This is a genomic window from Pseudomonas sp. IT-P100 (assembly GCF_949767185.1).
Taxonomy (GTDB): domain Bacteria; phylum Pseudomonadota; class Gammaproteobacteria; order Pseudomonadales; family Pseudomonadaceae; genus Aquipseudomonas; species Aquipseudomonas fluorescens_B.
Map to the genome: position 1 here is coordinate 103,773 of NZ_CATKQK010000009.1, position 14,278 is coordinate 118,050.

Annotated in this window: 18 protein-coding genes; 9 read left to right on the forward strand and 9 right to left on the reverse strand. The window is 59.7% G+C overall.

Features of this window, described 5'->3' with window-relative positions:
- Positions 1 to 19: 19 nt before the first annotated feature.
- The gene (locus ACM6IQ_RS07360) at positions 20 to 613 is read left to right on the forward strand and encodes a DinB family protein (RefSeq protein ID WP_017339410.1); all 594 of its coding nucleotides are present in this window, start codon (positions 20 to 22) and stop codon (positions 611 to 613) included.
- Here the strand turns inward: ACM6IQ_RS07360 and ACM6IQ_RS07365 are convergent.
- On the reverse strand, positions 534 to 1,454 hold the full coding sequence (locus ACM6IQ_RS07365) for a LysR substrate-binding domain-containing protein (protein WP_017339409.1): 921 nt from the start codon (positions 1,452 to 1,454) through the stop codon (positions 534 to 536). The genes ACM6IQ_RS07360 and ACM6IQ_RS07365 overlap by 80 nt on opposite strands.
- Before the next feature lie 235 nt (positions 1,455 to 1,689).
- Positions 1,690 to 2,583 carry a LysR substrate-binding domain-containing protein gene (locus ACM6IQ_RS07370; RefSeq protein ID WP_017339408.1) on the reverse strand — a complete coding sequence of 298 codons (894 nt, stop codon included), beginning with the start codon at positions 2,581 to 2,583 and terminating at the stop codon, positions 1,690 to 1,692.
- Positions 2,584 to 2,699: 116 nt separating this feature from the next.
- Here ACM6IQ_RS07370 and ACM6IQ_RS07375 point away from each other — a divergent pair, with 116 nt between their 5' ends.
- Genes ACM6IQ_RS07375 through ACM6IQ_RS07385 form a run of 3 tightly spaced genes read left to right on the forward strand, consistent with a single transcriptional unit; the run spans position 2,700 to position 4,953 of the window.
- A complete protein-coding gene (locus ACM6IQ_RS07375; protein ID WP_414878394.1) occupies positions 2,700 to 3,716 on the forward strand; it encodes an aldo/keto reductase in 1,017 nt (338 codons plus the stop codon).
- A gap of 2 nt (positions 3,717 to 3,718) precedes the next feature.
- Positions 3,719 to 4,516 (forward strand): SDR family NAD(P)-dependent oxidoreductase, encoded by a 798-nt coding sequence (locus ACM6IQ_RS07380; RefSeq protein ID WP_017339406.1) that lies wholly within the window; start codon positions 3,719 to 3,721, stop codon positions 4,514 to 4,516.
- A gap of 26 nt (positions 4,517 to 4,542) precedes the next feature.
- The gene (locus ACM6IQ_RS07385) at positions 4,543 to 4,953 is read left to right on the forward strand and encodes an SRPBCC family protein (protein ID WP_414878395.1); all 411 of its coding nucleotides are present in this window, start codon (positions 4,543 to 4,545) and stop codon (positions 4,951 to 4,953) included.
- A gap of 73 nt (positions 4,954 to 5,026) precedes the next feature.
- On the opposite strand, the gene ACM6IQ_RS07390 is transcribed toward ACM6IQ_RS07385, so the two are convergent.
- Both ACM6IQ_RS07390 and ACM6IQ_RS07395 read right to left on the reverse strand, forming a co-directional pair.
- The gene (locus tag ACM6IQ_RS07390; RefSeq protein ID WP_017339404.1) at positions 5,027 to 6,421 is read right to left on the reverse strand and encodes a sensor histidine kinase; all 1,395 of its coding nucleotides are present in this window, start codon (positions 6,419 to 6,421) and stop codon (positions 5,027 to 5,029) included.
- On the reverse strand, positions 6,399 to 7,082 hold the full coding sequence (locus ACM6IQ_RS07395; RefSeq protein ID WP_017339403.1) for a response regulator transcription factor: 684 nt from the start codon (positions 7,080 to 7,082) through the stop codon (positions 6,399 to 6,401). Before ACM6IQ_RS07395 ends, ACM6IQ_RS07390 begins: the two co-directional genes overlap by 23 nt.
- A 278-nt stretch (positions 7,083 to 7,360) precedes the next feature.
- Between ACM6IQ_RS07395 and ACM6IQ_RS07400 the strand changes: the two genes are divergently transcribed.
- Complete coding sequence (locus ACM6IQ_RS07400; RefSeq protein ID WP_414878396.1) at positions 7,361 to 8,293, forward strand: hypothetical protein; 933 nt, start codon at positions 7,361 to 7,363, stop codon at positions 8,291 to 8,293.
- A gap of 177 nt (positions 8,294 to 8,470) precedes the next feature.
- Here ACM6IQ_RS07400 and ACM6IQ_RS07405 read toward each other — a convergent pair whose 3' ends face one another.
- Positions 8,471 to 9,082 carry a glutathione S-transferase gene (locus ACM6IQ_RS07405; protein ID WP_414878397.1) on the reverse strand — a complete coding sequence of 204 codons (612 nt, stop codon included), beginning with the start codon at positions 9,080 to 9,082 and terminating at the stop codon, positions 8,471 to 8,473.
- A 403-nt stretch (positions 9,083 to 9,485) separates the two neighbouring features.
- Here ACM6IQ_RS07405 and ACM6IQ_RS07410 point away from each other — a divergent pair, with 403 nt between their 5' ends.
- From ACM6IQ_RS07410 to ACM6IQ_RS07420, 3 genes are all read left to right on the forward strand, one after another.
- Positions 9,486 to 9,890: a TraR/DksA family transcriptional regulator gene (locus tag ACM6IQ_RS07410; protein ID WP_007907888.1), complete on the forward strand. Its 405-nt coding sequence runs from the start codon at positions 9,486 to 9,488 to the stop codon at positions 9,888 to 9,890.
- A 581-nt stretch (positions 9,891 to 10,471) separates the two neighbouring features.
- The gene (locus ACM6IQ_RS07415; protein ID WP_414878412.1) at positions 10,472 to 11,695 is read left to right on the forward strand and encodes a methyl-accepting chemotaxis protein; all 1,224 of its coding nucleotides are present in this window, start codon (positions 10,472 to 10,474) and stop codon (positions 11,693 to 11,695) included.
- Between the two features lie 380 nt (positions 11,696 to 12,075).
- Complete coding sequence (locus ACM6IQ_RS07420; RefSeq protein ID WP_017339399.1) at positions 12,076 to 12,279, forward strand: hypothetical protein; 204 nt, start codon at positions 12,076 to 12,078, stop codon at positions 12,277 to 12,279.
- On the opposite strand, the gene ACM6IQ_RS07425 is transcribed toward ACM6IQ_RS07420, so the two are convergent.
- The 4 genes from ACM6IQ_RS07425 to ACM6IQ_RS07440 form a co-directional block, all read right to left on the reverse strand.
- Positions 12,280 to 12,519, reverse strand: coding sequence for a DUF2789 domain-containing protein (locus ACM6IQ_RS07425; protein ID WP_017339398.1), 240 nt, complete (start codon positions 12,517 to 12,519; stop codon positions 12,280 to 12,282). It lies immediately after the preceding gene.
- Positions 12,520 to 12,650: 131 nt separating this feature from the next.
- Positions 12,651 to 12,881: a hypothetical protein gene (locus ACM6IQ_RS07430; RefSeq protein WP_017339397.1), complete on the reverse strand. Its 231-nt coding sequence runs from the start codon at positions 12,879 to 12,881 to the stop codon at positions 12,651 to 12,653.
- 154 nt (positions 12,882 to 13,035) lie between these two features.
- Positions 13,036 to 13,272 (reverse strand): hypothetical protein, encoded by a 237-nt coding sequence (locus ACM6IQ_RS07435; RefSeq protein WP_017339396.1) that lies wholly within the window; start codon positions 13,270 to 13,272, stop codon positions 13,036 to 13,038.
- A gap of 103 nt (positions 13,273 to 13,375) precedes the next feature.
- Positions 13,376 to 13,711, reverse strand: a complete 336-nt coding sequence (locus tag ACM6IQ_RS07440; RefSeq protein WP_162491064.1) for a hypothetical protein — start codon at positions 13,709 to 13,711, stop codon at positions 13,376 to 13,378.
- On the opposite strand from ACM6IQ_RS07440, the gene ACM6IQ_RS07445 reads away from it, so the two are divergent.
- Positions 13,685 to 14,155, forward strand: a complete 471-nt coding sequence (locus tag ACM6IQ_RS07445; protein WP_017339395.1) for a hypothetical protein — start codon at positions 13,685 to 13,687, stop codon at positions 14,153 to 14,155. The genes ACM6IQ_RS07440 and ACM6IQ_RS07445 overlap by 27 nt on opposite strands.
- Positions 14,156 to 14,278: the final 123 nt, after the last annotated feature.

Here is a 14,278-nt window from a genome sequence, read left to right on the forward strand (position 1 = left end):
TTGCAATGGGAGACCTGCGATGATCAACGTACGCACGGCCCGCATGCTGGCCGATTACAAACGCTGGGCCAATCAGCGCCTCTTTGACAGCCTGGCCGATTTGCCGCCGGGCGAGGTCAACAAAGCGCGGGTCTCGGTGTTCAAGAACATGATCGGTACTCTCAACCACATCTACGTGGTGGACTGCATCTGGCAGGCTCACCTCGAAGGCCGGGGGCACGGCTTCAAGACTTCCCACGATCTGCTGCATCCCGACCTTGCCGACCTGCGCATGGCGCAAAAGGACATCGATCATTGGTACTGCAACTGGAGCGACCGGCAAACCGAGGCGTCGCTGGATAAACCTGTCGAGTTCACGTTTGTCTCGGGCGAAAGCGGGACCATGAGCGCTGGCGCGATGTTGCTGCACGTGGTCAATCACGCCAGCTATCACCGAGGCTGGGTGATCCAGATGTACTTCGATATTCCGGCCATGCCGCCGATGACAGACCTGCCGATTTTCCTGCGCGAGACCGACCCGGGCTTCAACGCGGTCAATGCCCCGGCAGTGGCGCCGACATGTGTTGGGCAATTCTCGAGCGCAACCAACGTTCTGCCGGATCGTTATCGTTGACCCCGTTCCACACCATCGACAACTCGGACAGGTTGATGTCAAACGGCGGGTCATCTGCCCGCAACTGGCTGCTGCCTTCGATCAACGCACAGGCGGCGTAGTCCGGCACCGTGGCGAGCATGTCAGTGCCGGCCAGCAGGGCGCGCAGGCCGGCGAACTGCGGCACCGCCAGCACCACGCGGCGTGAGCGGCCAATACGCGCCAGATCGTTGTCGATCGCGCCGGTCAGGTCCCCGGAAAACGACACCAGCGCATGCGGCCGGTCACAGTAGTCATCCAGCGTCAGGGCGCCGGGACGGTTGTCGCCGCGCAGGATCTTCACGCTCAGATCGCGCAGTTTCTTGCGTTTGGCGTTGGCCGGCAGTTCCGTGGTGTAGCTGATCCCGACGGAAATCTCGCCGCTGGCGAGCATCGACGACATCAGCAGGAAATTCACTCGCCGCACGACGACCACAACGTTCTGCGCCTCTTCGCGGATTTGCTTGAGCAGCGGCGGAAACAGGCCGAACTCGGCGTCGTCGGACAGGCCGATGCGGAACACGTCGCGGCTGGTGGCCGGGTCGAAATCCTTGGCCCGGCTGACCGCACCGGAGATGGTGTCCATCGCCGGCTGCAATTCCTTGAGAATCTGCAGCGCGCGCTGGGTCGGTTCCAGCACACGACCGTTGCGCACCAGCAGCGGGTCATCGAACAGATCGCGCAACTTGGCCAGTGAAGCACTGACGGCAGGTTGGCCGAGGAACAGCTTTTCCCCGGCCCGGGTCAGGTTCTTTTCGAACATCAGGGTTTCGAAAATCACCAGCAGGTTCATGTCCACGCGGCGCAGGTCGTTGCGATTCATGGCGGGGCTACTCGCAGGGCTTCGGGGTTTATTCAGTAAAGCACCGAACTCCCGGGGCAGGAGCCGCACACCTTTGTCATGACAGGATTACTGTGGCGAGGGAACTTGCTCCCGCTCGGCTGCGCAGCAGTCGTAAAACCTGCATGCGCGGTTTGTCAGAACTGACCATCGTCGCCTGATTGGGGCCGCTTCGCGACCCAGCGGGAGCAAGCTCCCTCGCCACACGGATGGTGGTTTAGCTGACGGGCTCGGTCAGCACCTTCCTGAACGTCTCCACCAACGGCCGCAAATTGATCCGGTGCCACGCTGCCCACAGCGGCGTGGTGAACGCAATCCACGGCACTTCCCGCAGCACCACGCCCGGTGGCGCATTGCGGCTCAAGCCTTTCTGAATCATCGCGATGCCCAGCCCCGACGCCACCAGCCCCAGTGCGGTGAAGGGTTCAGTGGCCTCCATGCGGATGTCCGGGGTGAAACCGGCGCGGATGCAGGCACTGACGAAGTCTTCGCGGCTGGCGCAGTTCTGTCGGTGTTGCACACCGATCCATTCTTGGTCGGACAGGTCTTCCGGGCCCAGCGTCGCTTGATGGGCGAGGGGATGATGCTCGGGCAGCGCCAACAGCATCGGGTCGTCGAGCACCTGAAAACCCAGCAAGTCCGGATCGTCGGCGACGGGCGGTTCGCTGACCAACGCGATATCGAGGCTACGCTGACGCAGGCCTTCGAGTTGTTCGGCGGAGCTGAGGTTGTACAGCGCGACGTGCACGTTGGGCCGGTCCACCCGCAACACCCGCAAGGCATTCGGCAGGACGCCGGCGTGCATGGCGTTTTCGATGTAGCCGATGCACAGGCCGCCTTCTTCGCCACGACCGAGGCGTTTGCCGAGGGATTCCAGGCGATTGGCGTGGGTCAGCAGGGCGCGGGTTTCGGCGAGAAAGGTCTGGCCGTCGCGGGTCAGCCGAATGCGTTGCTGGCTGCGCTCGAACAGGGTCAGGCCCAGCCGTTCTTCGAGCTGGGCGATCTGCCGGCTCAGGGGCGACTGGGAAATGTGCAGGCGCTCGGCGGCGCGACCGACGTGTTCTTCCTCGGCGACGGCCACGAAGTAGCGCAATTGGCGGATGTCGATCATGTCAGACCTATAGGGACTCAAGTGCTGCGCATTATGTCTTGGACGGTCCGATCCTCGCAATCTAGGATTGGCTCATCGGTCACTTGACTGACCACTGACATCGAGAGGAATCATCCATGAGCTTGAAAGACAAACTGCCCGGCGCGCTGGGTTTCGGCACTGCCCCCCTGGGCAATATGTTCCGCGCCATCCCGGAAGAAGAGGCGATGGCCACCGTACACGCCGCCTGGGATGCTGGCGTGCGCTATTTCGATACCGCGCCGTTTTACGGCTCGGGCCTGTCGGAGATTCGCCTCGGCGCCGCGCTGGCTCGCTACAACCGTGACGACTACGTACTGAGCAGCAAGGTCGGCCGGGTGATTCTCGACGAAATCGAAGACGCCGCTGCCCGGGATCTGGGCGAGAAGAGCGGGGTGTTCGAGCACGGTCGCCCGAACAGGATCGTCAACGACTACAGCGCCGACGCGACGATGCGTTCCATCGAAGACAGCCTCAAGCGTCTGCAAACCGATCGCCTGGACATCGTCTGGGTGCATGACATCGCGCAGGACTTCTACGGCGATCAATGGCTGGAGTACTTCAACCAGGCCCGCACCGGCGCTTTCAAGGTACTGACCCGTTTGCGTGAAGAAGGCGTAATCAAAGGCTGGGGCCTGGGCGTGAACAAGGTCGAGCCGTGCGAACTGACCCTTGATCTGACCGAAGCCCAACCGGACGGTTTTCTGCTGGCGGGGCGCTATACGCTGCTGGATCACGATCGTGCCCTGCAACGTTTGATGGACGCTGCCTTGGCACAGAATGTCGAGATCGTGGTCGGTGGCCCTTACAGCTCGGGCATTCTGGCCGGCGGCGCGCACTTCGAATACCAGAAGGCCAGCCCGGCGATCATCCAGAAAGTCGAGCAGATCAAACGCATCGCGGCGGCCCACGGCGTCGACATCAAGGCCGCTGCATTGCAATTCTCCCTGGCCAATCCTGCCGTCGCGGCGGTGATTCCGGGGTCCAGCCGTCCGGACCGGATTGCTGAAGATGTGGCTGCGTTGTCGGCAGTCATTCCCGCTGCGTTCTGGCAAGCGATGCGCGAAGCGAAGCTGGTGTCTGAACGCGCTCCATTGCCTGTCACAGGAGTTTGAACATGAAGATCGATCTGACTGGAAAACTCGCCATTGTCAGCGGCAGCACCGCCGGCATTGGCCTGGGCATCAGCAAGGCACTGGCCGAGTCCGGCGCCACGGTGGTGGTGATCGGACGCGAAACCGCCAAGGTCGAGCAAGCGCTGGCGAGCATTCGCCAGAGCGTGCCGGGTGCGCAACTGCGAGGCCTGACCGCCGACCTCGGCACCGCCGAAGGCGCCGAGCAATTGTTCGCCGCTGAGCCGCGTGCCGACATCCTGGTCAACAACCTCGGCATCTTTAACGAGGTGGATTTCTTCGACACCCCGGACAGCGAGTGGACGCGCTTCTACGAGGTCAACGTGATCTCCGGTGTACGCCTGTCACGGCATTACGTGCCGGACATGGTCAAGCAGGGCTGGGGGCGGGTGATCTTCCTGTCCTCGGAATCCGGGATCGCGATCCCGGCCGACATGCTCAACTATGGTGTGACCAAAAGCGCTAACCTCGCCGTGTCCCACGGGCTGGCCAAGCGGCTGGCGGGCACTGGCGTGACCGTCAACGCGATCCTGCCCGGCCCGACGTTGACCGATGGCCTGGAGCAGATGCTCAAGGACGCCACGACCGAATCGGGGCGCAGTGTCCGGGAAGAAGCCGACGCCTTCGTGCGCAAGGCCCGGCCGACATCGATTATCCAGCGCGTGGCGAATGTCGAGGAAGTCGCCAACCTGGTGGCCTACATCGCGTCGCCGCTGTCGTCGGCAACAACCGGTGCCGCCCTTAGAGTTGACGGCGGCGTCGTCGACAGCATGGCGATCTGAAATTTTTGAATGAGAGAGAATATTACATGGCAACGGCATCAGCGTTTATCGACATCCCGGCTTCGGCCGACCAGGTCTGGCATTTGATCGGTGGCTTCAATTCGCTGCCGGACTGGCTGCCGTTCATTCCCAAAAGCGAGCTGAGCGAAGGCGGGCGCGTGCGCAGTCTGCAAACCGCGGATGGCGCGGTAGTGATTGAGCGGCTGGAGGCGTTTGATAACGCCGGGAAGACATACAGCTACTCGATTTTGCAGGCGCCGTTCCCGGCGACTGATTATCTGGCGACCATTCGCGTTGAAGCGCAGGGTGAGAGTGCGCGGGTGACCTGGTCGGGTCGGTTTGCGCCGGTCGGGGTGAGTGAGGAGGAGGTGACGGCGTTGTTTGGCGGGATCTACCAGGGCGGACTCGAAGCCCTTCGAGCCAACTACCCGGCCTGACTGATCGACACAGAACCTGTGGTAGCGGACAAGCCCGCTCCCACAGGTCATGTGTCAGTTCAGCAGATTTGCGTCAGGTCTGGGGAATCAGGCTCTGCCGACAATCCAGCACCAACCGCGCGCCACCCCATTCGCTGTCACCCACTTCCAGCGTAAACCCATGCAGGCTGACAATCGCCGCCACGATCGACAGCCCCAGCCCGAACCCGCTTTGCTGATTGCCACCTTCGGCGCGGTAGAAACGCTGGAACACGGCTTCGCGTTCGGCTGCAGGAATGCCCGGTCCGGAGTCGAGCACTTCGATCCGCGTATGCCCACCCTCATTGACCCCGCGCAAAATCACCTCGCCACCCGGCGGTGTGAATTTGATCGAATTGCTCAACAGATTGGCCACGGCTTCGAACAGCAGCGCCCGATCGCCCTTCAGCGCCGGCAATGATTCGGGCAATTGCAGCTTGAAAACCAGCTCGTCTTCCTCCGCTAGCGGCAGGTAAAAGTCGTGCAGTTCCTGCAACAACGGCACCGGGTCGAGTTGCACAAAACCGGAGCGCCGCTGCCGGTCTTCCAGCTCGGAAATGCGCAGTAAACCGCGAAAGCGCGCCATCAGCGTGTCCGCTTCACTCAACACGGAATCCAGTTGCGCGGCTTCCTGGGAACCTTCGCCCGCCTGTTGCTGCATGCGGTACAACTGCGCCCGCAAGCGGGTCAGCGGCGTCCGCAAGTCGTGGGCAATGTTGTCGCACACACCCTTGACCTCGTTCATCAAGCGTTCGATGCGTTCGAGCATGGCATTGACGATGGCGGCGAGCATGTCCAGTTCGTCGCGGCGATTGGACAGCGGCAGGCGTCGGGTCAGATCCCCGGCCACAATCGCCTCGGCACTGGCCTGAATCCCGCGAATGCGCCGCAGCGGTCGACGGCGCAGCAGGTGCCATCCGACGATGCCCGGCAAAATGGTCAGGGTCACGCCCCAGAACAGCGCGTGGAGGATGATCCGGGTCACGGCGAACAGCGAGCCGTTGTCGCGCACCAGTATCAGCCAGCGACCATCACGCGTCTGGGTCGCCACCGCATCGCAACTGTCGCTGGGCAAGGTCGGATCATCGGAGTCGGCGCAGTCGCTGAGCATGTGAATCCTGCCGTCCAGTGGCAGGCCTGCGGGTATGTGGCGCAGGGCGCCGCTGAGGTAGCGATGCTCGGCATCGAACAGGCCGTAGGCGTCGATGCCACGAATGTCGAAGGTCATACTGACGGCGAGGGCGTCCACCAGTTGTTCGCCGGAAAAGCGCGAGAACAAATGCTGACGTTGCATCAGCGAGTGCTTGGCCAGGTTATCCAGGTAGGCGGACACCTCGTAGTACATGACCCCCATGAGAATCCCGCTCCAGAGCACGAACAGCGAACTGTAGAGCGCCAGCAAGCGGCTGATGGAAGAACGCCAGCCTTTAGAGGGGTTCGGCAATGACATAACCCGAGCCTCGCACGGTCCGAATCAGGGGGACGTTGCCGGGCGGGTCGATCTTTTTACGCAGGCGGCCGATGTGCACGTCGATCAGGTTGGTGCCAGGGTCGAAGTGATAGCCCCAGACCTCTTCGAAAATCATCATTCGCGACAGAATCTGCCCGGTGTTGCGCATCAGGAATTCCAGCAACTTGTATTCGGTGGGCAACAGCGTCAGCAACTGACCGTCTCGGCTGGCTTCGTGGCTGATCAGGTTCAGTTCCAGATCGGCCACCCGCAGCGTGGTGGCCTGGGCGGTCACGGTGTTCTGCCGGCGCAGCAACACTTCGACCCGCGCGGCCATTTCATCCGTGGCAAAGGGTTTGGTCAGGTAATCGTCCCCGCCGGCACGCAAGCCACGCACGCGCTCATCGACATCGGAGAGGGCACTGATCATCAGGATCGGCGTCGACACGCCCATGGTCCGCAGCGTCGTGACAATCGCCAGGCCATCGAGCTCGGGCAGCATGCGGTCCAGCGTGATCAGGTCATAGTTGCCGCTGACCGCGCGCTCAAGCCCTTCGCGGCCATTGTCGACCCAATCCACGTCGAGGCCGTGGCTGCTCAGTTCGGCGACGATTTCCCGGGCGGTCACGGCGTCGTCTTCGATGGTCAAGATGCGGGTCATAGATTGGCCTGATTAAAGGTTCACAGCGATGTGCGGCATTTTGCCAATAAATGGCTGCAACCTTTTTAAATAAAACTTCATTTGGCGGTGCTTCCCGTGGCATGCAGAAAACCCGCTGATATTGCCGGTTTCTTGCAATTTGCATGAGAAATTTAAGTTCAGATTTTCTATGTGATTGAAATTCAACAACTTATCTAGGATTGGCGACTGGCACGTTGACTGCAATTCCTCTTTTGACGAGTTGTAACAACATCTTTCCTGCCTGGAGCGACACAATAATGAATAGATCCTCTGATGGTTTCTATCCTGCCGCAGAAGAGTCAAGCACGCTGTCGGGCGTTTCCTGGGGTGCGATTTTCGCCGGGGCCGCTGCTGCGGCGGCGTTGTCGTTGATCCTGGTACTGCTCGGTTTCGGCCTGGGTTTCTCGGCGGTTTCCCCATGGGCCAACGAAGGCGTCAGCGCCAAGGGCCTGGGCATTTCAACGATTATCTGGCTGGCCGCCACACAAATCGTCGCTTCGGGGCTCGGTGGTTACATCGCCGGCCGCCTGCGGGTGAAATGGGCGAACATGCATGGCGATGAAGTCTACTTCCGCGACACGGCCCATGGCTTCCTGGCCTGGTGCGTGGCGACGCTGGTGACTGCGACGCTGGTGGTCGGCTCAGTCAGCAGCATCGTCAGCGGCGGTGTGCAGGCCGGTGCCAATGTGATGGGTGGTGCCGCAAGTGCCGCGACGCAAGCGGCCGGAACCGCAGCCGGCAATACCAACAGCGACCCGTACGGCTATTTCGTCGACAGCCTGTTCCGCGACGATCGCCCGGCTGCCGTCAGTGATGACGCCGCCCGCGGCACTGTCACCCGCATCTTTGTGCGCTCGCTGGGCAACGACGGTCAACTGGCCGCCGAAGACCGCACGTATCTGGCACAACTGGTGGCGCAACGGACCAACCTCACGCAAGCGGACGCTGAACGTCGTGTCGATGAAGTCTATGCCCGTACCCAAAAAGCCGTAGCCGACGCGAAACTGGCCGCCCAACAAGCTGCGGACACCGCCGCCAAAGTCGCGGCATGGACGGCGCTGTGGATGTTCATCGCGCTGCTGATCGGCGCTTTCTTCGCCAGCTTCGCCGCCACATTCGGCGGTCGTCGTCGGGATGCCGTGGTGTATCTGGAATCCGACGCTTATGTGACCACTGCACCTATTCGCTAACCCTGGAGAATCATCATGCGCTCATTACTGCTGTTCTTTCTCGGTGTACCGATCCCGATCATCATCCTGATCGCCCTGTTCATGCACTGATCCGCTGAGGCTCATGCCTGCGCCGCTTCTGCCTCTGGTGGAAGCGGCGTTTTTGTTTTGACGGGGGATCTGTCACAACACATCTGTCTACTCAATCGGCGTGCTCAAAAACTCATCAAGCCCTTCGGCATACGCTGTGAAGGCACTGATCTGGGGAAAGTGCTGATCATCCACCTGATCCGGCACCACCAGATGGGTGAAGCTCCAGGCCACCGCCAGCGTAATCCCGTCCTGATTGATCGAACCGTCAGTCTTCAGTGGCTGCATTTCCAATTCCCGCTCCAGCGCCGAATACGCCGCCGCCAATTGCCCTTCGACCCGTTCCACCCAGGGCTCAAACTGGATTTCCGCAGGGCGCAGGTTGCGTTCGTAATAAAGCTGCACGGACTTCTCGCACGCTGCCAGCGCCAGGCCGATCAGGCGTAACGAACGCAGGCGTTGATCCAGCTTGCCAGGCATCAGACTTTTACCCGTTGGCGCCAGCGCTTCCAGGTAATCGATGATCAACGTCGAGTCGATCAGCACCTCGCCGTCATCCAGTACCAGCGTCGGCGCCTTGACCACCGGGTTGATCTGCTGGAACTGCTCGAAGTGCCGAAACACCGAAACCGATTGGTGATCAAGGTCGATGCCCAGGCGTTTGGCAGTAATGGCGACCCGCCGTACGTAAGGCGAATCCAGCATGCCGATCAGTTTCATTGCACCGCTCCTCAGATGGTCGTTTCGGGATGGATAACCTTAGCCGAGGTTGCCCGCGCTGCAAACGTGTTGCACCGGCGGCTCATCAACTGGCAAATGCGGTCGATAACCCCTACTGTCGCAGCCGTTTGTCTTCTATATACAGCCGCTCGATTGAATTTCTTGCTATAAACGCACTCCGATAACCACCGCAAAGGCTGCCATAGAGCACTTTCAGGGCTTTGTCGGACAAATTCGCTGACTTTTCAGTTGCTGGGGCCTCAAGTCGGCCTTAGACTGCCGCCCCTCGTAAATTGAGTGCCGGGTGGCGCTTGGAATAAACGGCGCCGTTCCGATGGCCAGACCAGGTCCGCCGGAACGCTCCCTAATTCGCCTTAATGCACGTTTTTTTATAGAGATATCAATGACAAAGGACAAGTTGCTGGCCATGCCGGCGGATGACTACATGAATGCCGAGCAACATGCTTTTTTCTCTGAGCTGTTGCAGAACATGAAAGTCGAAACCCATGAGCGCATCGAGCAGAACCGCATCGCCATCGAGAGCCTGGACACCCCGGCCGATCCGGCTGACGCGGCGTCTGTCGAAGAAGAGCGCACCTGGCTGGTGAACGCGATCGATCGCGACCAGCGCATGCTGCCTCAGTTGGAACAGGCGCTGGAACGCATCAAGGAAGACAGCTTCGGCTGGTGCGACGACAGCGGCGAGGCCATTGGCCTGAAACGCCTGCTGATCAGCCCGACCACCAAGTACTGCATCGAAGCTCAAGAGCGTCACGAACAGATCGACAAGCACCAGCGTCAGGCCTGATTTCGTAGCGCCCCGCATCGCGGGCCAGCCTCACTCCTGAAGGAGCAAGGCTCTGGCCCGCGATGCTTTTTTTCGTCTGCGCAAAACCGCGGGCACTTCTATTGATCTGCTGCAACGCCCACTACTAATGGACCATGGATAATGGCCTTGTAGTGGCGTTAAATGCGGGTACAACAATTAGAAGTGTGTGGGGTGAAGATATGACGCGGGACGGATCTCTGGTCGGGGCAGTGCCTGCACCCGTGCTTTCGCCGAAAAACCTTTGGTTGACGCCCACACTGCAAAGCATCGCCGTGATGCTCTTGCTGTGCGGCATGACGCTCGGGGGCTGGTCGCTTTATCTCGGCCTGCCGCTGGCCGTCCTGATTATCTGGCTGCCTCGGCTACGTTCCCGAGCCATCCCCGAAGCATCCTCAGCAGACAGTTCCAATGCCATCGCCGAGCTGACTCGCGATCTTTCCTACACCACCAGTCATAACGCTCTGTCAGCCGCTGGCGTGGCCTATTCGGTCAAGCAGCTGGCGGACAAACTGCAATCACAACTCGGTGCCGCGGCACAGATTGTCAGCAACGCCGAAGTCATGATCGCCACCGAACACGCCACCTTGACACTCAGTCGAACCGCCCTCAGTGCTGCCAGTGAAGCTCATCAGAGCAGCGCAGCAGGGCGCACGGAGTTGATCGAGTCCATCAATCGCATGCATCAACTCAGTCAGCGCGCCAGCAACAGCCGTGAGCTGATCGAAGCCCTGAGCCTGCGCAGCGACGACATCCAGCGGGTCACCCTGGTGATCCAGTCCATCGCCAGCCAGACCAACCTGCTGGCGTTGAACGCGGCCATCGAAGCGGCGCGGGCCGGTGAACACGGACGCGGGTTTGCGGTGGTCGCCGATGAAGTTCGCGGTCTGGCGGCGCGTACGGCAACGGCAACGGGCGAAGTCGGCGAGATGGTTGCCGATATCCAGCAGCGCACCGCGCAGGTGGTTGAGCAGATTCGCCAGTTGTCCAGCGACCTCGACATCGGTGTCGAACAGGTCGAGCACACCGGTCAGCACCTGGAAAACATTGCGCGCCTGGCGGCCGGTGTCGAAAGTCAGGTCGGCGAAATTGCCAAGGGCGCGGAGACCAATCGCGAGCAACTCGACAGCTTGTTTCACGCGATCGAGCAGATGCGCAGCGACCTGGCGATCAGTGATCAACAGACCCAGCGCCTGGCCCAGGCGGCGGTGCAGATGGAAGGGCAGGCCGAAACCATCAGTGAGCGACTCGCCGAGGTCGGGCTGGATGACTATCACCAGCGGATTTATGACCTGGCCCGTGAAGGCGCGCGTCAGATTGCGGTGCGTTTCGAAGCTGATATCGACCAGGGCGTTGTCAGTCTTGATGATTTGTTTGATCGCAGTTATCAGGCCATCCCCAATACGAGCCCGGCGAAGTTTCAGACGCGTTTCGACCGTTACACCGATAAGGTTTTGCCGGCGATTCAGGAACCGTTGTTGCCGCGTCATGAAGGCCTGGTGTTTGCCATCGCCTGTACGCAGCAGGGGTATGTGCCGACCCATAACACGGTGTTCAGCCAGCCGCTGACGGGGGATGTGCAGGTTGATACGTTGCAGAACCGCACCAAACGCAAGTTTGCCGACCGGACGGGGATTCGTTGTGGCAGCCATCAACAGGCTGTGCTGTTGCAGACCTATACGCGGGATACCGGAGAGCTGATGCACGACCTTTCGGTGCCGATCATGGTCAAGGGGCGGCATTGGGGTGGGTTGCGTTTGGGGTATAAGCCGGAGAGTGCTCGTTGAGCGGCTGGGTATTTGGGGGTGGGGACATATCCGTTTCTGCGGTAACGGCGGCTATTGGTTTCGCCCTTACGGCGAGTCACTTGGAGAAGCGCCGATGGAGGCGCTCACAAGTTGACGGACAGGCTCAGGGCGTGAGGGGGCGTACACCGCAAGATCAAAAGCTGCAGGCGAGCTAATGCTCGGCCTGAAGAGTGGTGAAAGCAACAGCCGTACCCCGATCTCCTGTGGGAACTGAACCGCAGCCATTTTTTCAAGCAATGTGCATCACGGCATTGTTGCGATTCTGGCAATTAATCTATGCAGCGCAGTCGCTTTTTCCTCGCCAATGAACTCATTACCCTGTCTACGGTTAGGTAGTTAATGAAGCTCAAGAGGTCAGCATGCAAACCAAAGTCGATGTCGCGGTCATGATTGGCAGCGGCGTGCCCGCCAGTTTGCGTGCGGCGGGGCAAAGTGTCTGCTGGGTCGTGTTGCTGAACGGCGAACGCCGGGGGACGGCATTCTCCAGTCGTGAAGAAGCGCAAGAGTGCAAGGCTGCCTGGTTGGCGCAATTAAACGCCGAAGCACCCGACAGCCTGCATTGACTAGTGAACCTGATGCATACGCAGGTTCAGGTCGTCGACCACCCGCGCCCAATCGGCATCTTCACGCAATCGCTCTTTCAGGAAGCCAGCTTGTTGCGGAGTCCAGAATTCGGCATCGATGAGCTTTTTATCATCGGGCAGCGGGGAATGACTGGCGATGAAATCGTCGATGGCCTTTTCGCTGGAATCCAGGCCGAGCTGGTCGAACAAGCCTTTCAAATCGTGTGTAGGTGAATCCATCTTCATCTCCTTGCTGGTCGCACGGGTGCGAGATCTGAGGTGCGGCTGCATAGCATCTGAGGCGGCCGCACTTCAGGAGTTCGATAGCGATGTTCGAAAGCAGGAATGAGCATAGACTGCGAACCGGCTGATCAGGCTTTCAACGCACCTTCATCGACGGCAAGCTTCAGGGCCTTGGCGGCTTCCTGAGCGGCGATGGCGGCGACGTCCGGGGTTTTGAACCAGCGATCTTTCTCGACCTGGTGATACGTCACTGTAGTCAGTGGCGGTTTGGCGCGCATGATAATGACCGCCTGGAATTCGCCCTCGACTTCTCTGGCTTCGCCCCGGATAAAAAATTCACCGATATCAAATTCCGTCACGTAGCAGCCTTCCCTTGGAAATATTCTGTTGTGTTGAACGCCGTCCGGCTTGGGAACGGGTTTCATTGGTTCGGCAGTATGGCAGTAGTTGCCTGCCGACGGCTGAGTTAACTCGTCGACGTGACGAAACGTCTATAGACGTGAGGCAGAACGTTCAGCACCGCAACTCGAGCGCGCGGGCAAGCGCGCAGGCCGCGTTATGGTTACTGCGGAAACCTCTTACGTGGCCCGTGGAAATTTCCTTGATATGGAAGAAAGCAGTGCCGGCCAATACCACCTGGAAGCGCAGCGTGGCAGGCTCTGCTCGGACAAACGCGGTATGCGGGAACAGCGCCGGAGACAGCGTGGACAGAGGGTGTGTGTGAGAAATAAAGTGTGTCGGGGTGCACATATGAAGTCCTTTTCATGGTTTTGCCGACGTGTGTACGTCGTTTTGGGTAGTCTCGATGAGCATCGCTGCTCTAGAATCACCGTCACGGGTTGGCGATTGCTGCTCATCTAAAGCAATTTTTTACGGGCGATATGTCGGAAAAATGCTTTTTTTGCAGCGTTTTTTCCCTAAGGTGGGTAATCCTGTTTTTCTGGCGGACAGAAGTGCGTTTTCCTTCAACTTCTGACGAACGCCAGACAAGACGACGCGAGTGACATTCCAGTAGTCTTCTCACGCCTCGCGATGGATGAGCACTCTGCTCGTTTCCGGACTCGACCCGGGCCCCTTGGCTACAACTTTCGGCATTGCCGCTTTTTTCTGCTGTGCGCTGCCTGTCAGCGTGCAGCATCATTTCAGATGTGGGGATGTTTCCTTGGCAGTAAGTAATCTCGATATGCATGCTTTGTTCGTGCTGGGTGATTTGCGCGCAAAGCTGGTTAAACAGTTCCAGTCACGTTTTGTTTACATCACCGAACAGAACGCTGAAGGCATTTACATTGCCGAACTCGACACCGAATCAGCACTGGTGGTGGACGACAAGCCCGGCCTGAAACTCAAGGTCGGCGATCATTTCAGTGCATCGGTATTGCCCAGCCGTGAAGGCGGCAAACTGGAGATCAAGTTCCGCGAAATCAAGCTGACGGTCTACGGCCTCGGCGATTACGCGTTCGTGACCACGGCTGACGGTCACGGGATCGTGTTCAAGGAAGGTCACAGCGTGGTGATGGTGTTTGCCGCTCACCAACAGTTGCAGGAAGGCCTGACCAAAACCCTGAAAGCCGTGACGGCCAAGGCCGCCAAGTGGCGCAAGGGTGAACTGGTGACGTTCAAAGCGAGCGAGTAATGGCTTCGGGCTTGCAGGAACTTTCCGAAATTTAATCCTCACCCCTCGAAAGCAGGAACCTCTACTACAGTCAGTTGACTGAGTATTTTGAGGCTTGCGGTCTTTATCAGGCCATCCTGCTAT